General features: G+C 59.5%; 17 protein-coding genes and 1 pseudogene. 7 read left to right on the forward strand and 11 right to left on the reverse strand.

Annotated elements, in window-relative coordinates:
• Positions 1–240: 240 nt before the first annotated feature.
• Together FXN63_RS10155 and FXN63_RS10160 are read right to left on the reverse strand one after the other, a co-directional pair.
• A pseudogene (locus FXN63_RS10155) lies at positions 241–414 on the reverse strand (MFS transporter); the annotation flags it as partial.
• 74 nt (positions 415–488) lie between these two features.
• Positions 489–782, reverse strand: a complete 294-nt coding sequence (locus tag FXN63_RS10160) for an ArsR/SmtB family transcription factor (RefSeq protein WP_148814543.1) — start codon at positions 780–782, stop codon at positions 489–491.
• 252 nt (positions 783–1,034) lie between these two features.
• Here FXN63_RS10160 and FXN63_RS10165 point away from each other — a divergent pair, with 252 nt between their 5' ends.
• From FXN63_RS10165 to gor, 5 genes are all read left to right on the forward strand, one after another.
• The gene (locus FXN63_RS10165) at positions 1,035–2,345 is read left to right on the forward strand and encodes a Glu/Leu/Phe/Val family dehydrogenase (RefSeq protein ID WP_148814544.1); all 1,311 of its coding nucleotides are present in this window, start codon (positions 1,035–1,037) and stop codon (positions 2,343–2,345) included.
• A gap of 186 nt (positions 2,346–2,531) precedes the next feature.
• Entirely contained in the window at positions 2,532–3,422 is an 891-nt protein-coding gene (locus FXN63_RS10170) for a LysR family transcriptional regulator (protein WP_148814545.1), read from the forward strand.
• Positions 3,423–4,076: 654 nt separating this feature from the next.
• The gene (locus FXN63_RS10175) at positions 4,077–5,408 is read left to right on the forward strand and encodes an MFS transporter (RefSeq protein ID WP_148814546.1); all 1,332 of its coding nucleotides are present in this window, start codon (positions 4,077–4,079) and stop codon (positions 5,406–5,408) included.
• A gap of 245 nt (positions 5,409–5,653) precedes the next feature.
• Positions 5,654–6,673 carry an amino acid ABC transporter substrate-binding protein gene (locus tag FXN63_RS10180; RefSeq protein ID WP_148814547.1) on the forward strand — a complete coding sequence of 340 codons (1,020 nt, stop codon included), beginning with the start codon at positions 5,654–5,656 and terminating at the stop codon, positions 6,671–6,673.
• A 247-nt stretch (positions 6,674–6,920) separates the two neighbouring features.
• Positions 6,921–8,309, forward strand: coding sequence for a glutathione-disulfide reductase (gene gor / locus FXN63_RS10185; RefSeq protein ID WP_148814548.1), 1,389 nt, complete (start codon positions 6,921–6,923; stop codon positions 8,307–8,309).
• Positions 8,310–8,490: 181 nt separating this feature from the next.
• Here gor and FXN63_RS10190 read toward each other — a convergent pair whose 3' ends face one another.
• Positions 8,491–9,492 carry an LLM class flavin-dependent oxidoreductase gene (locus tag FXN63_RS10190; protein WP_148814549.1) on the reverse strand — a complete coding sequence of 334 codons (1,002 nt, stop codon included), beginning with the start codon at positions 9,490–9,492 and terminating at the stop codon, positions 8,491–8,493.
• A 75-nt stretch (positions 9,493–9,567) separates the two neighbouring features.
• Positions 9,568–10,209, reverse strand: coding sequence for a TetR family transcriptional regulator (locus FXN63_RS10195; protein WP_148814550.1), 642 nt, complete (start codon positions 10,207–10,209; stop codon positions 9,568–9,570).
• Positions 10,210–10,309: 100 nt separating this feature from the next.
• On the opposite strand from FXN63_RS10195, the gene FXN63_RS26890 reads away from it, so the two are divergent.
• On the forward strand, positions 10,310–10,621 hold the full coding sequence (locus FXN63_RS26890) for a hypothetical protein (RefSeq protein WP_222864022.1): 312 nt from the start codon (positions 10,310–10,312) through the stop codon (positions 10,619–10,621).
• A 29-nt stretch (positions 10,622–10,650) separates the two neighbouring features.
• Here FXN63_RS26890 and FXN63_RS10205 read toward each other — a convergent pair whose 3' ends face one another.
• From FXN63_RS10205 to FXN63_RS10235, 7 genes are all read right to left on the reverse strand, one after another.
• Positions 10,651–11,451, reverse strand: coding sequence for a class I SAM-dependent methyltransferase (locus FXN63_RS10205; protein ID WP_148814551.1), 801 nt, complete (start codon positions 11,449–11,451; stop codon positions 10,651–10,653).
• A 58-nt stretch (positions 11,452–11,509) separates the two neighbouring features.
• Positions 11,510–11,743, reverse strand: a complete 234-nt coding sequence (gene vapB / locus FXN63_RS10210; RefSeq protein WP_148814552.1) for a type II toxin-antitoxin system VapB family antitoxin — start codon at positions 11,741–11,743, stop codon at positions 11,510–11,512.
• A 249-nt stretch (positions 11,744–11,992) separates the two neighbouring features.
• Positions 11,993–13,081 (reverse strand): alpha/beta hydrolase, encoded by a 1,089-nt coding sequence (locus FXN63_RS10215; RefSeq protein ID WP_148814553.1) that lies wholly within the window; start codon positions 13,079–13,081, stop codon positions 11,993–11,995.
• Positions 13,082–13,177: 96 nt separating this feature from the next.
• A complete protein-coding gene (locus tag FXN63_RS10220) occupies positions 13,178–14,269 on the reverse strand; it encodes an alpha/beta hydrolase (protein WP_222864076.1) in 1,092 nt (363 codons plus the stop codon).
• Between the two features lie 5 nt (positions 14,270–14,274).
• Positions 14,275–15,063, reverse strand: a complete 789-nt coding sequence (locus tag FXN63_RS10225) for a carboxymuconolactone decarboxylase family protein (protein ID WP_148814555.1) — start codon at positions 15,061–15,063, stop codon at positions 14,275–14,277.
• Between the two features lie 253 nt (positions 15,064–15,316).
• Positions 15,317–16,210, reverse strand: coding sequence for a LysR family transcriptional regulator (locus FXN63_RS10230; RefSeq protein WP_148814556.1), 894 nt, complete (start codon positions 16,208–16,210; stop codon positions 15,317–15,319).
• A 30-nt stretch (positions 16,211–16,240) separates the two neighbouring features.
• Complete coding sequence (locus FXN63_RS10235) at positions 16,241–17,149, reverse strand: LysR family transcriptional regulator (RefSeq protein WP_148814557.1); 909 nt, start codon at positions 17,147–17,149, stop codon at positions 16,241–16,243.
• A gap of 185 nt (positions 17,150–17,334) precedes the next feature.
• Between FXN63_RS10235 and FXN63_RS10240 the strand changes: the two genes are divergently transcribed.
• Positions 17,335–18,327: an aldo/keto reductase gene (locus FXN63_RS10240; RefSeq protein ID WP_148814558.1), complete on the forward strand. Its 993-nt coding sequence runs from the start codon at positions 17,335–17,337 to the stop codon at positions 18,325–18,327.
• The last annotated feature ends 4 nt before the right edge of the window (positions 18,328–18,331 follow it).

Raw genomic sequence — 18,331 nt, forward strand, 5'->3', positions numbered from 1 at the left:
TCCCAAGGAAACGAAAGGTCGGCTGACAGAGGTCATCGACGAGTAATTCAGAACGTAGTGAAGGCCCGGTCAACGCGTTCAACCGACCGTCCACCCTGCGTGTCATTCAGCAGTTCAATCCATCACGGGCGTAAGCGCCGCCGTGCCGCGCGAGCGTGAGGTCAGCACCGCTGCGCCAACACCCAGCAACGCGAGTGCCGCACCGACCAGCGGAATGGCATCCAGGCCAAAGCCACGTTGCAGCACCAGGCCACCCAACCACGCGCCCAGCGCATAGACCGTGACCAGCCAGCCCGCGCCGGGAATCGACACACCCAGGTCGAGCGCCACCTCGGGCAGCAAGCCCATGATGACAAATTCGGTAGTGCCGATCGCAAAAGCGCTGAGCGCCAGAACTAGCATTGGAAAAGGCATGTTGCTCACATTTTCGGAGGGGCAGGGCGTGTTTGGTGTGGAGGATCAGCAGTGTTGAACTGAAGAAACGCAGTTCAAAGATCCCGATCCAGATGCTTCACAAACGCCTCGATGGTCGGTTCATTGCGCTTGTAGAACACCCATTGCCCGATGCGCCGCGTGATCACCAGGTCTGCCCGCTGCAATACCGCCAGGTGAGAAGACACGGTGGATTGCGACAGACCGCAGCGCTCGAAACTGCCGGCGCATACGCCCACTTCAAGCGGATGATCCTGCTGCGAGAAATGCTGATCCGGCTCTTTGAGCCAGCGCAGCATGTCGCGTCGAACGGGGTTGGCAAGCGCCTTCAGAATTTCGTCGGGGTCCATGGCAGCAGCAGAAAAAAGGGTGTTGTCGATGTAGAACCATGCAAGGACTGTCAGCCTGCAACGGATTTCATCGATTCAAATATCGTGATTTCACGAATCATAGATCGAAAATATTCGATATGAAAGGGGTTAACCCGTAACTCTTTTCACCCGACGTTATGCAAATCTTGCATAACTGGATGCACCGACAGCATTGGGCAAAGTGGCCTGGTGTCGCTAAGCTCTCGCCATTCGTCAACTCCGCGAGTCACCATGAACGCCCCCAGCGTACCGGCCAAAACCATTGCCGATCCCAACGCACTGCCGTCCTACCTCAACGCCGACAACCTCGGGCCTTGGGGCAACTATTTGCAGCAGGTCGATCGGGTAGCTCCTTACCTGGGGTCACTGGCGCGCTGGATCGAAACGCTCAAGCGCCCGAAACGCGCGCTGATCGTTGATGTGCCGATCGAACTCGACAACGGCACCGTGGCCCACTTCGAGGGCTACCGCGTGCAGCACAACCTGTCGCGCGGTCCGGGCAAGGGGGGGGTGCGTTTCCACCAGGACGTCACGCTGTCTGAAGTGATGGCACTGTCGGCCTGGATGTCGGTGAAGAACGCCGCCGTGAACGTGCCTTACGGCGGTGCCAAGGGCGGCATCCGTGTCGATCCGAAGCTGCTGTCGCGTGCCGAACTGGAACGCCTGACCCGTCGCTACACCAGCGAAATCGGCTTCATCATCGGCCCGAACAAAGACATTCCCGCGCCCGACGTCAACACCAACGAACAGGTGATGGCATGGATGATGGACACCTACTCGATGAACTCGGGCAGCACCTCCACCGGCGTGGTCACCGGCAAGCCGATCTCGCTGGGCGGTAGCCTGGGTCGCAAGGAAGCCACCGGCCGCGGCGTGTTCGTGGTGGGTACCGAAGCAGCCAAGCACCTGAACATCGACATCGTCGGTGCGCGTGTGGTGGTGCAGGGCCTGGGCAACGTGGGTGGCGTCGCCGCCAAGCTGTTCCATGAAGCCGGTGCACGCGTGATTTCCGCGCAAGACCACAAGGGCATCGTCTACGCCCCCAATGGCATCGATGTGCCGGCACTGCTGGAACACGTGTCGCGCCACGGCAGCGTCGAAGGCTACCCGACCGAACCGCTGGATTCGGACGCGTTCTGGGCACTGGAATGCGAATTCCTGATCCCCGCCGCGCTGGAATCGCAGATCACGGAAAAGAACGCCCCGTTCGTGCGTGCCCGCATGGTCATCGAAGGTGCCAACGGCCCGACCACGCCGGCCGCCGATGACATCTTGCGCGAGCGCAACATCCTGGTCGCCCCGGACGTGATCGCCAATGCTGGCGGCGTGACCGTGTCGTACTTCGAGTGGGTGCAGGATTTCTCCAGCTTCTTCTGGAGCGAAGACGAGATCAACCAGCGCCTGGTTCGCATCATGCAAGAGGCCTTCGGTGCCGTCTGGCAAGTCGCCCAGGACAACCGCGTGACCTTGCGTACCGCCACCTTCATCGTGGCTTGCACGCGCATTCTGCAAGCGCGTGAAATGCGCGGTCTGTATCCCTGATTGTGAATTTGATCGGGGCGGGACATGTTCCCGCCCGGTAGTCATGCAAAAGGCAGCTTTCGGGCTGCCTTTTTCTTTTTGCGATACGTATTTCCGCCTGGCATCCGGCGCTTGCGAACCTTGAACGCTCTGGCACACTTCACCAAAATCAATCTTTTCGCCAGACCTATATATGGGGCTTTTGCAATGGACCTGAGAGATCTTCGCTACTTCGAGACCATTGCCGAGTTACAGCATCTGGGACAAGCATCAGTCAGGTTGCATCGGACTCAGCCTGCGCTGACGAGCAGTATCCGTCGTCTGGAGGCTGATTGCGGCACCGCGCTGTTCGAGAAGGCAGGTCGTGGTATCAAGCTGACCGAGGCGGGCAAGGTGCTGCTGAAGTGGGCGCAGCGCATGCGCTTTGATGTCGAAGACGCCAAGCATGAAATCGAGACGATTGGCTTGGGCTTGGCGGGCCATGTGCGCCTTGGCATCGTGCCCACGGCTGCCCAGTTTCTGCTTCCCTCCGTTGCCCGTGATCTGTTGCGACAAGCACCCGAGGTGACCCTGCGTACCGAGGTCGGACTTGTCGACACGCTGATTCCGCATCTGCGTGCAGGCGAGCTGGATATGGTCGTTGGCTCCGAGGGCACCAGCGAGGCAGGTTATGTGTCGCGCTTGCTGGCCGAAGACGTCATCGTCGTCGCGGCGAGCGAACACCATGAAGTGTTGGGCCGCTCCGTCACGCTGAAAGACCTGACGGCGTATCGGTGGGCGCTTCAGCCGCCTGGTGCGCCCACGCGAGACTGGCTTGATCAGACCTTCGAACGAAAGGGGTTGCCGCGTCCGAAGGTGCAGGTCGAGACAACCATGTTGCTCATGCTGCCCGACTTGGTCGCCCAGACCGGCCTGCTCAGCTTTGTCTCGCGGCATCACCTTGAAGGGCGTGCTCGCTTGCTGGGACTGAAAGAGGTGTCTGTCAAAGGTGCCTCCATGCGGCGGCGCATTGTCGTCACTTATCGCGCCAACAGTTTCCTGTCGCCCGCTGCGCGTCGTCTGATCGATCTGTTCATACAGGCCGCCCCAAACGCCTGACGCGCACATCCACCCCGGCGTAGGCATGTCGCTGGTGGCATGTCGCCATGCTGTCTTCTGTTTGCTCAGCTTTCTCTCGGTGTTCACCGCGGTGCGAAGGTGCTGAAACTTCGACCATATTCAGCGCGTATTAAGTATTTATTCAGTGCATATTCAGTATTAATTCAGCTTATATTCAGAGTGCGAATCGGGTATTAACTTTTCCATGCATTGCAGCTGTTTTTCGGCGCTAGGGGATTCCCTAGTTCTTGCTGATGCTCAATATGCAAGCGGCACATGGTGCATCTGCGTAAAGCCCTTCTGGCAGTTGGGTTGAACTGCAAAGCGCTGCATGACCGCAAAAGTTTCATTGATGGATTTTCAGAAATTATCGATTGGACCGCGAATTTCCGGACGCCAATACTGAAATCACAACAACGACAAGCAGATCGAGTTGCCCCAGCAGCTCAAGGAGATTTTCCAATGTGCGGTCCCCCGCATTGATGACCGAGCTCGTGATATCGAGCCTGGTCGACGCCGACATGCGCAACGCCTGGGCATAACGCCAAGCCCGCACCTCGGACCGCATGCCTTTCTGCTGCGCTGAATATAAAACCCCCGTTTGTCAAAACCCGCTTGTTCAAAGCGGGGTCACTACCTGTCAATGGATTAACCATGCAAACTGCCCAACACGAGGTATCTGCCTTGGAAAAGGAAACGATGCGCCGCGTGACGCTGCGCCTTATTCCTTTTCTGATGCTGTGCTATTTCTTCGCGCTGCTGGACCGGGTGAATGTCGGTTTTGCCTCGCTGCAAATGAACCAGGACCTTGGCCTGTCGGCCTCAGTATTCGGGCTTGGCAGCAGCCTGTTTTTCGTTGCGTATTTCCTGGTCGAGGTGCCCAGCAATCTGGCGCTTGAGAAATTCGGTGCACGACGCTGGATCGCACGCATCATGATTACCTGGGGCCTGATCTCGGCGGGCATGGCTTTGGTGGTCGGCCCATACTCCTTCTACGCAATGCGGCTGTTGCTGGGTGCTGCCGAGGCTGGGTTCTTCCCTGGTGTGCTGCTGTACCTGACCTACTGGCTGCCCGGTGCTTACCGTGGCCGCATCATCGCCATCCTCATGGTGTCTGTGCCGGTGGCGAGTTTCATTGGATCGCCGTTGTCTGCCATGCTGCTTCAGCTGGATGGCTTGTATGGCCTCCACGGCTGGCAATGGTTGTTCATTGTCGAAGGCTTGCCAGCCGTGCTGCTGGGTATGGCCTGCTTGCGTGTGATGACCGATCGCCCCGCCTCAGCGCAGTGGCTGTCTGCTGAACAGCGCGAGTGGTTGAGCCAGCGCATTGCAACGGAAGGTGCGAAGAAAGTGGCAATCGGTCATCTGACCATCTGGCAGCTGCTTCGCAACAAGCAGTTTCTGGCCATGGCAATGATCTGCGCGGGTGCATCGGCAACGGGTTCTGCACTCGCCGTCTGGCAGCCCCAGCTGTTGAAGAGCTTCGGTCTGAGCACCATGCAGACAGGTTTTGTGAACTCCGTTCCTTATGGCATTGCAGCCGTGCTGATGGTGTTTTGGGGCCGACACTCGGATCGTACCGGCGAGCGTCGCTGGCACACCGCCTTGACGCTGTGGCTGATTGCAGGTGCGCTGGCAATTCTGGCCATTGCGCAGGGCAATCTGGTGATGACGGTGGGTCTGTTGTCGTGCTGCCTGATTGGGGCTTACTCGTTCAAAGGACCGTTCTGGGCGCTGTCTTCGACATGGATGTCGCCGAAGACTGTGGCAGCCGGTCTGGCGGGTATCAATGCCATCGCCAACCTGATGGGGGGCGGCGCGATCTCGCTGATCGGCTGGGTCAAGCAGACGACGGGAAGCTTCACCTTGGGCTTGCTGCCTTTGATGCTTCTGACCCTGATGGGGGGTGCCGCCGTGCTGTTGCTGGCTCGTCAGACGGCTGCGCCAACTGCCCCGATCAACGCAAGCACCACTCCGTCTGTCTGACGGCCAGTGCTGGGTTCGCGGGCTCAGGGAAGAAAAAAGCGTAGATGGTGGGCTGCTTGGTGCAATGGGTTGTGCCAAGCGGCAGATCGCTTATGCGGTATGGGCATGTACATATGCAAGGTCGACGCTTTACGATAGTCGTTCGGCCGCGCTCTAATTGTGCTTTCCATATGTTTGATGCGCGTTTGATGCGCGGGCCGATGTTTGGCCCCGATCCGCCTCAAACTTTCGACAAGGCCCCACCCATGACCCGCTACAAACTCCTGCTTGGCGCAGCCGCGCTGTGTGCTTTTGGTCAAACCGCCGTCGCCGGCCCCACGCTGGACTCGGTCCGCGCCAAGGGCTTCGTGCAATGCGGCACGACCACGGGCTTTGCTGGGTTCTCTGCGCCTGACAGCAAGGGCGAGTGGAAGGGCCTGGACATCGACCTGTGCCGCGCCATTGCCGCGACCGTGTTCGGTGACGCCACCAAATTCAAGGCCAGCCCGCTGAACGCCCAGCAGCGCTTCACCGCGCTGCAATCCGGCGAAGTGGACGTGCTGACCCGCAACACCACCGTGACCCAGCAACGCGACACCGCGCTGGGCTTGCTGGGTGCCGGCATCAACTACTACGACGGCCAGGGTTTCATGGTCCCGAAGAAGTTGAATGTGAAAAGCGCCAAGGACCTGAACGGTGCCACCATCTGCTTGCAGACCGGTACGTCCAACGAAGCCAACGTGGCTGACTGGGCGCGCGCCAACAAGGTCGAGTACAAGCCGGTCGTGATCGAGAAGTTCGACGAAGTCGTGCGTGCTTTCATCGCCGGCCGTTGCGACGCCTTCAGTACCGATGCGTCTGGCCTGGCATCGATCCGTTCCTCGCAGACCACCGCGCCGGACGACTACGTGATCCTGCCGGAAATCATCTCGAAAGAGCCGCTCGGCCCGCTGGTGCGCCAGGGCGATGACCAGTGGCTGAACATCGTCAAATGGTCCTTGTTCGCGATGATCGAAGCCGAGGAATACGGCATCACCAGCGCCAACGTGGATGAGCAGACGAAAAGCGCCAACCCCAACATTCAGCGCATCCTGGGTGTGACGGCAGGTGGCGGCAAGAACCTGGGTGTGGACGAGAAGTGGGCCTACAACATCGTCAAGCAAGTGGGCAACTACGGCGAAAGCTTCGAGCGCAACGTCGGCAAGGGCAGCCCGCTGAAGCTGGAGCGTGGTTTGAACGCGCAGTGGAACAAGGGCGGTCTGTTGTACGCGCTGCCGATCCGCTGATTGGGGTGTTGATGGCGAGATGACCGCCATCGCGATGAATACGAAACAGCCCGGAGGCCTGTGTCTCCGGGCTGTTTTTTTTTATTCAGGTGGCAGAATTCGGGTTCTATTCGACGATTGCGGCGAAGACGGCTGCCTCGATGAATCGCATCATCGCTAAGAATCGTGCCCTCGACGCTCAAACGTGCGTCTTTGCAGACGAAAGAACCGCCGCGCACTTGCGCGGCATCTCGAAAGGAAAATGTAGATGACGGCTCATGACTACGATCTGTTCGTGATCGGCGGTGGATCGGGTGGGGTCAGGGCAGGGCGTGTGGCTGCCTCATTGGGCAAGCGCGTCGCCATTGCCGAAGAACATCGTTTTGGCGGCACCTGTGTGATTCGTGGTTGTGTGCCGAAGAAGCTGTTTGTCTACGCGTCTCAGTTTCACGAACACTTCGAAGATGCTGTCGGCTACGGGTGGCAGGTTGGCCCGACCAGCTTCGATTGGCCCACCTTGATGGCAGCCAAGGACCGTGAAATCGCTCGGCTTGAAGGCTTGTATCGCCGAGGGTTGGAAAACAACGGCGCAGAGATCATCGACAGCCGTGCAGAACTGATCGATGCGAATACCGTGCGCCTGGTGTCATCCGGCAAGACCGTCACGGCGGAGAAGATCCTTATCGCCACGGGTGGCACACCGAACCCGCACGTAGCATTGCCAGGCCATGAGCTGTGCATCTCGTCCAACGAGGCATTCACGCTGCCCGCGCTGCCGCGCTCGATCCTGATTGCAGGCGGCGGCTATATCGCGGTCGAATTCGCCAACGTCTTCCACGGGCTGGGTGTGGACGTAACGCTGATCTATCGCGGCAAGGAAATCCTGTCGCGCTTCGATCTTGATCTGCGGCAGGGTCTGCACCAAGCCATGGTCGACAAGGGCATTCGGATCATCCTGACCGATGTGATCGAACAGGTGACCGAGACGGCTGATGGCGGGCGTCTGGCGAAGACGATGTGCGGCGAGTCCATTTCTGTCGACACGATTTTGCTGGCGCTGGGCCGTGAGCCGAATACGCGCGGCCTGGGGCTGGAAGCGGCGGGCGTTGAGTCAGACGAGCTTGGTGCGATCATCGTGGACGATTATTCGCGCACCAACGTGCCCAGCATTTTCGCGCTGGGCGACGTGACCAACCGCGTGCAACTGACCCCGGTCGCCATCCACGAAGCCATGTGTTTCATCGACACCGAGTACCGCGATACGCCGACTTCGCCCGATCATGAACTGATTCCCACGGCAGTGTTTTCGCAGCCGGAAATCGGCACGGTGGGCTTGTCGGAAGAAGAGGCAGGCAAGCAGTACGCCGACGTCGAGGTCTATCGCGCGCAGTTCCGGCCGATGAAGGCCACGCTGTCCGGCCGCACGGAAAAGATGATCATGAAGCTGGTCGTTGATGCCCGCAGCCGCAAGGTGCTTGGCGCGCACATTCTTGGCCACGATGCGGGCGAGATGATCCAGCTGCTTGGCGTGAGCCTGAAAGCGGGTGTCACCAAAGATGATTTCGACCGCACCATGGCGGTTCACCCCACTGCGGCGGAAGAGCTGGTGACGATGTATCAGCCCAGTTACCGGCTGCGTAATGGTGATCGGGTCTGAGTTCATCGTCTGGGTTCAGTCAGGCGAGCAGTATCTTGACGCCAACCCGTAAGACCAAGAACAACCTGACCTCACATGCGTTCGCAATGACAAACGGCCCAGCGCTTTACACGGTGGGCCGTTTGTCATTGTCAGTACCGATCTTTGATCGGGTATTTCACGCGCATTGCGCTGCGCGGCTTCAAACCAGTTCTGCTTCCTTGATGCCCGCAACTTCCGCGATGATCTCGAATGACTTCAGGCGCTTTTCCTGGTCATACACGTCCGACACCACCATCAGCTCGTCGGCACCGGTGCGGTTCAGCAGCGACTGCATGCCTGCACGCACAGTTTCCCGGCTGCCGATGATGCTGCACGCAAGCATCTGCGACGCCTGGGTCTTCTCCTGCGGGCTCCAATAGCTATCGATGTCCTGAATCGGCGGCTGGGTCAGACGGCGCTTGCCACGGAACATGTCGGCAAACGACATCTGCTGCGATGTCGCCAGCACACGCGCTTCTTCATCGGTATCGGCCGCGATGATGTTCACGCCCACCAAGGCGTAGGGCTTGGCCAGTTGCGCCGACGGCTTGAAACGGTCGCGGTAGATGCGCAGCGCGCCGTCCAGGGCTTGGGGTGCAAAGTGCGAAGCAAAGCCATAGGGCAGGCCAAATTCTGCCGCCAACTGCGCACCGAACAGGCTCGAACCCAGAATCCACAGCGGCACATTGCTGCCAGAACCCGGTATGGCCTCGATGCGTTGTCCTTCCACGGCTGGGGCCAGGAAGGCCTGCAATTCACGCACGTCCTGCGGGAAGTGCTCGGCGTTGTTCGGGTCACGGCGCAAGGCCTGCAAAGTCAGCTGGTCGGTGCCGGGTGCGCGTCCCAGACCCAGGTCGATACGACCGGGGAAGAGGGTGTCCAGCGTGCCGAACTGTTCGGCGATCACATAGGGCGCATGGTTCGGGAGCATGATGCCGCCCGCGCCCACACGAATGGTTTTGGTGCCGGCCGCGATGTGCTGGATCACCAGCGATGTAGCTGCTGTGCTGACGCCCACCATGTTGTGGTGTTCCGCCACCCACAGGCGGCTATAGCCCCAGGCTTCTGCATGGCGGCCAAGATTGCGTGCATCGTCCAGCGCCGCACGTCGGTCGGCACCTTGTCGAACACGTCCAAGTTCAAGAATCGATAAAGGAATCATCTGATCTACCCCGCAAGGTTTTTTCTAATCATACACTTCTGTATGAATATGTCTATGCATAGGTAGATAAGTGGTTCAGTTGGCGGTCGTTGCCTGTCTGTGTGATGGGCTTACGTCAAAGGAATCGATCAACTGGTTGATGCAGGCAGCCCCCACCGAGCACACGTCAAAACGTTCCGGGGCGCGCAGCCATTGGTCCAACAGGCCCATCAAGGTGCTGTAAAGCGTGGTCGCGGCAACCGGCGGCGTCCACGCGGGAGACAGCCTTCCCGCCGAGGCGGCACGTTCCAGCAAGCGCTGGTAGGCATAGCTGGACCGGCAGATCTCGTCGCGGCGTTCCTGTGCAAGCGGCTCCAGGTCGCCCAGGGCGTCACGTCGCTGCATGACGATGCCGAACATGCGCTGACGCAGCCGGTCTTCGACAAAGCGTTCCAGCACGCCCAGGCAAAAGGCGCGCAAGACGGCGAGCGCATCGGCATCATCACCATCTTCGCTGCTGGGCAGATCGACTTCACGCGCGCGTGCACGCGCCAGCAGCGCTTCGAAAACCGCTGCTTTGTCTTTGAAGTGGTAGTAAAACGCGCCGCGTGTCAGCCCTGCGGTGCGGGCAATGTCGAGCACCGAGGTGTTGACCGCGCCTTGTTCCCAGAACAGCGTTTCTGCCGCGTCGAGCAAGGTCTCGCGCGTCTGTTCCATCTCGGCTTTAGTCTGGCGCATGGTGTGTTTGTGTCGTACTCATGCCCGCATCTTGCCGGGCGAGCGGGTGAAACGCAAAAAGGGGCGGTCACTGGGTGACTGTTGCCGGGTGGCCAGGTTGGTGCTGACGCTGACCGACTGCTTGGTCACGAACTGTGGAAGCCTTGTCTTTTTCATTGGCAACTGGCGTATCTTCCTTGTGATGCAGGCGGCTTTTGCCGCTGTGATCAGTCAGGGGAAACCTGTGAAACTTGTGCTCAATGTGCTTGGCGTCCTGCTCGTGATCGTCGGCGTCGTGTGGTTCCTGCAAGGCATCAACGTGTTGCCGGGAAGCTTCATGACGGGGCAGACGAAGTGGGCGATCAATGGTGGGATCGCGTTTGCTGTGGGGCTGGGGATGTTGGTGGCGTCTCGGCGAATTCAGCGGCCTTGAGGCGACCTGAATTTGACTGGCTTGACGCATCACAGGCAGTCTTTTTTGTCCCACGAAATCAGCGCCCAACGAAGCGGCCGTCCGGCGCGTTGCGCGGGTGTTGCTGCATCGAACCAGTTACGCAAGCGATCACGTTCCTCGTCGCTCAAGCCGCGCGCAGATTTGTCTACGCGCTGGGCAAGGGTCTCGAAATCAGGCGCGGTCGCTGGTCCCGTCTCTGCGTCGATGTAGTCCAGCTTTGGCTGAACCCCCATCGCATGCAGCACATTCACCAGATAGATATAGTCCGGCAGCGCGGGCAGGCGTCGGCCAATGGCCCGTTGAATGGCAGGGTCAAGAAAATGTCCGCCGACCAGGTGCGTGACATAAACACGCTGGCGCGCCTTGGCATGCAGACGCGCCAGCGCATCCCCGATATCCACGACCAGCGACGCGCGTGAAGCGACCACGATGTCGCATTCAGGTACGTCGCGCCAGTCGTCATCCCAGGCGCGTTCAATCGTGTCAACGTTGCTCAATCCTGCTGCGTTTGCATTGGCACGCAGCGCGGCCAACATGCCAGCGCTGTAGTCCAACCCGATGACACGCTGCAAGCGGTCCGCCACGTTCAGACAGATCGTGCCGGCCCCGCAGCCGACATCCAGCAATGAGTCCGCACCGTCGAAATCCATGCGTGCGATGACCGCGTCTGCATAGTCGCTGCGCAGCGACTTGCCGACCAACCGTGCCGCCTGCGCGTCCCAATCGCTGGCCGGTTTGGGCGGGCGTCCAGACGCAACCATGTGCGAGCGCCACAGCGCCGAGAAATCGATGTCGTCGATGGTGTTCATGGGTGTCGCTGCCGAGCAAAGTACGTGATGATATTGGTGCCAGCCAGCCATTGCAGTGTTAGCGCGTTTCCCGCTCAGATGGTTGTTGCGGGGCGCGCTCGGACAGGAATTCATTGCTTACGGTAGGACCACCCAGGAAAAAGCTGTCCCAAGTCTGGCCAATCGGCGTGATGATGCGCTCATTGCCTCTTACGCGCACTTCCACCTTGAGAACACCCGTTGTAAAATGCGCATCCTGCGGCAGTCGAACTGCCTGGATGCTGTTCTCGATGAAAACAGTGCCTATAGACATTAAAAGCCTCTGAAAGAAATTTCGTGGCTATTGTTTATAGCCCGCTAGTCGGCACCAGGGTGCCATTGTCAGTGGCTTGTTGATACACGCTTGATCTGCCGTTGAACGCCTCTGCGTAGTCGCTGCTGATTGATTCGCCAGCCATGCCCCCTGCGCATCCCAGTCGCCGGCTAGTGTGGTCGGGCGTGTAAACGACGCCATGTGCGAGCGCCAGAGCGCAGAGAAATCGGCGTGTTCGACAACCAGCGCTTACAGATATTGGCGATAAAAACTGGTGAGCTTTGCGGTGGCAGGCACGACAAACTGTGGCTTGTCATACATGTCCATGTGCGTGGCACCCTTCACCACAAACAGCTCTTTGGGCTCCTGCGCCTTGGCCAGCACTTCGTCACTCCAGAACTTGGTGTCGGCCAGTTCGCCAGCAATCATCAAGATCGGACGCGGCGAGATCGTTTCGACCTGATCGAACGGGAAGAATGCCATCTGCAGCGGCAGGCTGGAGAACGCGTACCGATTCGGTGAGTTCGGGTGTTTTGCCCGTGCTGTCACGTAGTATTCGTGCCCTTGTCGATACAGGTCCGGTGTCTTGTCCGTGAACTCAGCCGCTGATTCAGGTACCACCGGCACCAGGCGAACCGGTTCACCACGCGCCTCTTTGCTGCGTTGTTCGGACGCGTCTTTCAGGCGTTTGATCCGTTCTTCGTATGAAAGCAGGCCCATGGCGTTGCGGCGCGCGTCACCCAGGTTGAACATGCTGACCGTGGCAATGGCTTTTACGCGCAGTTCGGTCTGGGCGTTGCCCATGGCATAGCTGCCCCCCGCGCAGATGCCCAAGGACCCGATGCGTGCGGCATCCACGTAGGCTTGTTGGGCCAGGAAGTCGATGGCGCAACTGATGTCGTCCAGGCGCTGTGCCGGAACTTCCATCAGGCGTGGCTCACCGCCGCTCTCACCTTGGTAGGACGCGTCGTATGCCAGGGTGACAAAGCCTTGTTCGGCCAAGTGCATGGCATATAGGCCTGCGGTCTGTTCTTTCACGCCGCCAAACGGGTGGGTCACCACGATTGCTGCATAGGTCTTGCGCTGGTCGAAACCAGCAGGTTTGAACACGTTGGCAATAATGCTCGTGCCCATGTTCCGGGCAGGGTAGGTCACGCGTTCTATCTGCACGCCTTTGGTGTTGGGATATCCGATCACCGCAGGTTCTTTGACGTTGCCGCCAGGCTGCGCTGCAGATGCCTGGGCTGATGCGATCAGGCCTGTGCCGGCCACCGCCACGCCTGATGCCGCAGCCATCGATGCGCCAAGGAATCGGCGGCGGTTGTTGAAGAGGTTCATGTTGCTGATTTCCTGTTTTCAATGGAAAAGGGCGGTTCTCGGCCTGCGGCAGGGTTTGCCGGGCCTGAGAACGTCCGTGCTTTGTCTGTTGACGTGTCAGTCGAGTTTTTTGTCGGCCAGGAAGGCAGACACCAGGTCTGCAATCTGAACGTTGTTCAGATCGGAGAACGGGAAGTGCGTGTTGCCCTTGATGCCGATTTCCGGCAGATGCACCAGGGTCACGTCCCCACCATGCTTGTTCACGGTGTCGCGCCACAGACGCGCCATTTGCAGGCGGGCGCGCCACGCATCCTGCGTCGGCAGGGACACGGGCTGCGCCGGGATGTTGTCGCCGTACACGACCAGGATCGGAATCCGCGTCAAGGCCATGAATTGCTGCATGGCCACCGGTGCGCCTTGCACCGTGTCAAAGGCGTTGACGATGGGCGGGGGCACTTCGTTTTCAGGAAAAATGAAGTTGCTGCCGGGCTCAAACGCCACAATGGCTTTCACCTGTGGGTTCTTGATCGAGGTCAGCCAGCCGGGGCCACCGCTTTGTGAATGGGTGAACAGAATTCCCGGACCTACGCGATCAAAGACAGCAGACACGCCATCAGACACAACGTCCATGTCGAACGGCCCGGTGTTCGGGGTCATCGCCCGGAAATACTGATTCAGGGTTTCGGGTTTGCGATCAAATTGCACGCCATCGAAGTAGTCTGGCCATACGCCAACGCGAAACTGGTTGAACCAGAACTGTTCGTCCGGCATCGGTTTGATCGTCGCCTCGAGCATGCTGCGACCGGCGTTGCCACGTCGCGGCTGGTCAATCAGGTAAACGCCGAAATGGCGACGCAGGAAAATGTTCTGAAAGCCCTCGCGGCCATTGGCAGTGGTCTTCCAGGTCTTCGAGAACTGTCCCGCGCCGTGCCACATCACGATCGGCAGCGTTCGTGCATTCACCGGGATCTGGTACGACGCGTAAGCATGGTCACCGTGGAAGCTCTGTCCGGCAGGGGCCAGGGGCTTGGCGGGATCGAAGCTGCCCGCAGCAAGCACGACCTTGCCGCCTGCGGCGAAGCTACCTTGTTCCTGAATCATCAAGGGGGTGCTGGAATGCGTCGAGTTGACGGGTGTGTTGCTGGACGTGCTGACGCAGCCGGCAAGCACGGCCGTCAGCACAAGGGCAAACAAAGGCGTGATACGCATCATGGTCAACGCCCCGCAAGCTGTGCCAGTGCTTGTGTCAGCGCAAGGCTGGCACGTGCGCCTGCTTGCGCATCGCCGTGTTCGTCCAGCACTTGTGCCAGTTGACGAAGTTGCGCGGCGCTCAGACCCACTCGCATGCTCGCGCGCATGTGCGAACGCAGTTGCGCCTCAGCCTCGGGCGTTGCGGCCAGCGCACCGACCGTTGCCAGCTCGCGGCTTTGCCAGTCCAGATTGTTGCGCGCGAAAATATCGCCGAACAAATGGGCTTGCAGGAACTGATTGATGACGGGTGCAAAGTCGAACAAGGGGCCTTGCACCGGCCCACCCGAAATGCGGGTCTGAGTGTCCTTGCCTGCGGCAATCAACGCCTCCCCGATGGGCACCTGACTCGTCGATTCAGGGCCGGTGACGTCTTGGATGCCGCGCTGCGCGCGTGCATCCACCACTTTCTTCAACTCGCCCAGCGCATTCAGGCTGCGCGGGAAACCTGCATACGCGTAAAGCTGAACCAGCACTTCTTTTGCTTCGTTGATGCTCAAGCCCGCATCCAGCGCGTCGTTCAAGGCGACGTTCAGCCTTGGCATATCGCTCGCGGCCATGAAGGACGCAATCAAGGGAATGGACTGCTGTCGCGCAGTCAGCGTCTCCGAGATTGCCGGGGGGCTGCTCATGCTTTGCGGTCCCACGATCTGTTGCGTGGCATGGGCCGACGGCATGGCCAAGCCAATACCCAGTGCGAGGGCTGCGCCCGCAAAACCCGCGCTGCGGTATCTGGCGAAATTTGCGTCGATCATCCGGGACCTGCTCCATTCATTGAGTGCCTCAACCAACCCGTATGGATGCGGTCAGAGAATCACTGCGATTGCTGAAGGTAGGAAACGATGTCGTTGCCGGTAATCGCCCCGTTCCTTACAAGAAAATGAATGGTATGGGCGCAGAAGAATTTGAATAAGCCCATAAATCTGCAATTACTGCTGAGGCGTATTCATATATAAGGGTGCGACGTTGCCTCACGGTCGACCGGGATAGGGCCGACCTTGAGCAGCTTCAGCTGCGGTGACGCAAGGCGTCGATCACAACCGTCAAGGCGCGCGACGACTGGCGACGGCTGGGGTAATAGAGGTAATAGCCCGCGTAAGGCTTGCACCAGTCATCGAGCACACGCACCAGTTTTCCCGCTGCAATGTGCGCCAGCACCATGTCTTCCGGCACAAAGGCAATGCCGTAGCCTGCCAGGCAGGCCCTGACAATCGGCGAGCTGCTGTTGAACACCCATTGGCCTGCCGGCCGGATCTTTATCGTCTGACCGTCTTTTTCGAAATCCCACGGAAGCAGGCCGCCATGCGTGGGCAAGCGCAGGTTGATGCAGCTGTGCTGAGCAAGGTCTTGCGGTACGTCTGGGGGGCTTCGGTTGGCGAAGTAGTCGGGCGACGCGACGACGGCAATACGCAGGTCCGGGCTGATGCGAACCGCGATCATGTCCTTGGCGACCTGGTCGCCCAGCCGCACGCCTGCGTCGTAGCGGCCCGCGACGATATCGGACATCGTGTAGTCCACTGTCACCTCGACATTGATGTCGGGGTAGCGATGCAATAGCTCGGACAGTTTGGGCCAGAGCACGCTGTTGGCCGCATGTTCGGCCGAGGTGATGCGGACGGTTCCCACCGGCTGGTCATGCAACTCTTCGACGGCAGCGATTTCGGCATCTATCTCGTCGAAGCGCGGCGCGACGCTCAGGTAAAGCCTTTGCCCGGCGTCAGTGGTGGCAATGCTGCGTGTGGTGCGCGTCAGCAATTGCACATCCAAGCGGGTTTCAAGGCCCCGAACGGCGTGGCTTACTGCCGATGGTGATACGCCAAGTGCCGCTGCCGCTCGCGTAAAACTGCCTTCCCGCACGACGTGGACGAAGGCCAGCAGGTCGTTGAAGCTTTCTATTGCCATGTGTGGCCTGGATTCATTCGTGGCTCGGATTCATTCGTCCAGTGACGCATCGGTGTGACGCAATGCGTCGATCAACACCGTCATGGCGCGCGATAACTGTTTGCTGCTTGGATAGTAGAGGTGGTAGCCGGGAAAGGTGGGGCACCAGTCTTCCAGCACCTGCGTCAGCTGTCCGGTGCTGATGTACGGACGGGCAAGTTCCAGCGGCACATAGCTCAGGCCAAAGCCTGCAAGCGCCGCATGCAGCATGGGCCTTGTCCCATTGAAGACGAGCTGCCCTTCGACACGCGCCTTTATCTGCTGACCGTCTTTCGCGAACTCCCAGGCGTACAGATCCCCGTGGCTCATCAGGCGGAGATTCACGCACTCGTGATCGAGCAGGTCCTGGGGTTTTATGGGTGCAGCATGTGTTGCCAGATAGCCCGGTGACCCCACTACGGCAAACCGCATATCGGGGCTGATGCGCACCGCGACCATGTCCTTGGCAACATCATCGCCAAGGCGAACGCCCATGTCGTAGCGTTCCGCAACGATATCCACCATCCGGGGTTCGACGGTGACTTCGACCTTGATCTGCGGATAGTCGGGAAGCAAGGCCACCAGCTTCGGCCAGACCACCGTTTCAGCAGCGTTTTCCGAGGCCGTGATACGGATGGTGCCTGCGGGTTTGTTTCGAAGTTCGCCGACTGCAGCCAGTTCCGCTTCAATCTCCTGGAAGCGCGGGGCGACGTTTTGCAGCAGTCGCTGCCCCATTTCTGTCGGGGACACGCTGCGCGTGGTGCGCGTCAGCAGACGCACGCCCATCTTGGCTTCCAGCGCGTTGACCGAATGGCTCAAGGCTGACTGCGACACGCCAAGTTGTGCGGCCGCGCGGGTAAAGCTCTGTTCGCGGGCCACTGCCAGGAAAGCCATCAGGTCGCTATAGCGTTCTCTTGCCATTTATGAGTGCACCTCACAAGTTCTTGCCGATCCTACCATCTAGTTGCATGAGTCCGTGATCGCTACAGTGATTTCCAAGGGATTTGCAGCGCATGCCGCCAGCAAAAAGCCATGCCATTGAAGGCGCAACTGTGTTGGCGCTTTTGCATCCGCGATGCAGCCTTCGCCAACTACCTGGGTAAATCATGAAAATGCGCAAACTTGGAAGCGGTCTGAGCGTCTCGTCCATCGGACTTGGCTGCATGAGCATGACTTCCGTGTATGGGCCGGCTGCCAACAAGCAGGACATGCTCACACTGATTCGCAGTGCATACGATCGGGGCGTCACCTTCTTCGACACTGCTGAGTCCTACGGTCCTTTCGTCAACGAATCTCCTGTCGGAGAAGCCGTCGCGCCGTTTCGCGACCAGGTTGTCATCGCCACCAAATTCGGCTTTGACATCGACTTGAAGAGCGGTGAACGCGGCAGCGGTCTGAACAGTCGGCCGGACCACATCAAGGCGGCGACCGATGCCTGTCTCAAGCGACTGGGGACTGATCACATCGATGTGCTTTATCAGCATCGCGTTGATCCCGCTGTGCCGATTGAAGAGGTTGCCGGTGCCGTTGGGGACTTGATCGCGGCGGGCAAGGTGAAGCACTTCGGCTTGTCTGAGGCGGGTGTCGAGACGATCCGCCGTGCGCACGCCGTGCAGCCGCTGGCTGTGGTGCAAAGCGAATATTCGCTTTTCTGGCGTGGCCCCGAAGCAGATCTGTTGCCTGTTCTTGAATCGTTGGGGATTGGCTTTGTGCCTTTCAGCCCCTTGGGTGCGGGTTTTCTGACCGGCCAGATCGACGAAACCACCCAGTTCGATGCAAGCGACTTCCGCAATGCCGTGCCACGTTTCTCTCCCGAGGCGCGCAAGGCCAATCTGGCATTGGTGGATGTGGTCAAAACTGTTGCCGCGCGCAAGCACGCCACACCTGCGCAAGTTGCCTTGGCATGGCTGCTTGCACAGAGGCCCTGGATCGTGCCGATTCCCGGCACCACAAAACGCCATCGCATGGAAGAAAACCTGGGTGCCGTCAACCTTGAGCTGAGCGCGTCGGATCTTGCAGACATCAATCAGCAGATGTCCAAGATTGACGTCCAGGGCGAACGTCTGCCTGAAGGTGCGCTGCAGATGACGGGGCGATGATGCG

Source organism: Pigmentiphaga aceris (genome assembly GCF_008119665.1).
Lineage (GTDB): Bacteria > Pseudomonadota > Gammaproteobacteria > Burkholderiales > Burkholderiaceae_B > Pigmentiphaga > Pigmentiphaga aceris.

Excerpts from the sequence above, each read along its gene's own strand:
- FXN63_RS10160 (WP_148814543.1), bottom strand. The coding sequence starts at position 782 with ATGGACCCCGACGAAATTCTGAAGGCGCTTGCCAACCCCGTTCGACGC.
- FXN63_RS10165 (WP_148814544.1), top strand. The coding sequence starts at position 1,035 with ATGAACGCCCCCAGCGTACCGGCCAAAACCATTGCCGATCCCAACGCA.
- FXN63_RS10170 (WP_148814545.1), top strand. The coding sequence starts at position 2,532 with ATGGACCTGAGAGATCTTCGCTACTTCGAGACCATTGCCGAGTTACAG.
- FXN63_RS10175 (WP_148814546.1), top strand. The coding sequence starts at position 4,077 with ATGCAAACTGCCCAACACGAGGTATCTGCCTTGGAAAAGGAAACGATG.
- FXN63_RS10180 (WP_148814547.1), top strand. The coding sequence starts at position 5,654 with ATGACCCGCTACAAACTCCTGCTTGGCGCAGCCGCGCTGTGTGCTTTT.
- gor (WP_148814548.1), top strand. The coding sequence starts at position 6,921 with ATGACGGCTCATGACTACGATCTGTTCGTGATCGGCGGTGGATCGGGT.
- FXN63_RS10190 (WP_148814549.1), bottom strand. The coding sequence starts at position 9,492 with ATGATTCCTTTATCGATTCTTGAACTTGGACGTGTTCGACAAGGTGCC.
- FXN63_RS10195 (WP_148814550.1), bottom strand. The coding sequence starts at position 10,209 with ATGCGCCAGACTAAAGCCGAGATGGAACAGACGCGCGAGACCTTGCTC.
- FXN63_RS10205 (WP_148814551.1), bottom strand. The coding sequence starts at position 11,451 with ATGAACACCATCGACGACATCGATTTCTCGGCGCTGTGGCGCTCGCAC.
- vapB (WP_148814552.1), bottom strand. The coding sequence starts at position 11,743 with ATGTCTATAGGCACTGTTTTCATCGAGAACAGCATCCAGGCAGTTCGA.
- FXN63_RS10215 (WP_148814553.1), bottom strand. The coding sequence starts at position 13,081 with ATGAACCTCTTCAACAACCGCCGCCGATTCCTTGGCGCATCGATGGCT.
- FXN63_RS10220 (WP_222864076.1), bottom strand. The coding sequence starts at position 14,269 with ATGCGTATCACGCCTTTGTTTGCCCTTGTGCTGACGGCCGTGCTTGCC.
- FXN63_RS10225 (WP_148814555.1), bottom strand. The coding sequence starts at position 15,063 with ATGATCGACGCAAATTTCGCCAGATACCGCAGCGCGGGTTTTGCGGGC.
- FXN63_RS10230 (WP_148814556.1), bottom strand. The coding sequence starts at position 16,210 with ATGGCAATAGAAAGCTTCAACGACCTGCTGGCCTTCGTCCACGTCGTG.
- FXN63_RS10235 (WP_148814557.1), bottom strand. The coding sequence starts at position 17,149 with ATGGCAAGAGAACGCTATAGCGACCTGATGGCTTTCCTGGCAGTGGCC.
- FXN63_RS10240 (WP_148814558.1), top strand. The coding sequence starts at position 17,335 with ATGAAAATGCGCAAACTTGGAAGCGGTCTGAGCGTCTCGTCCATCGGA.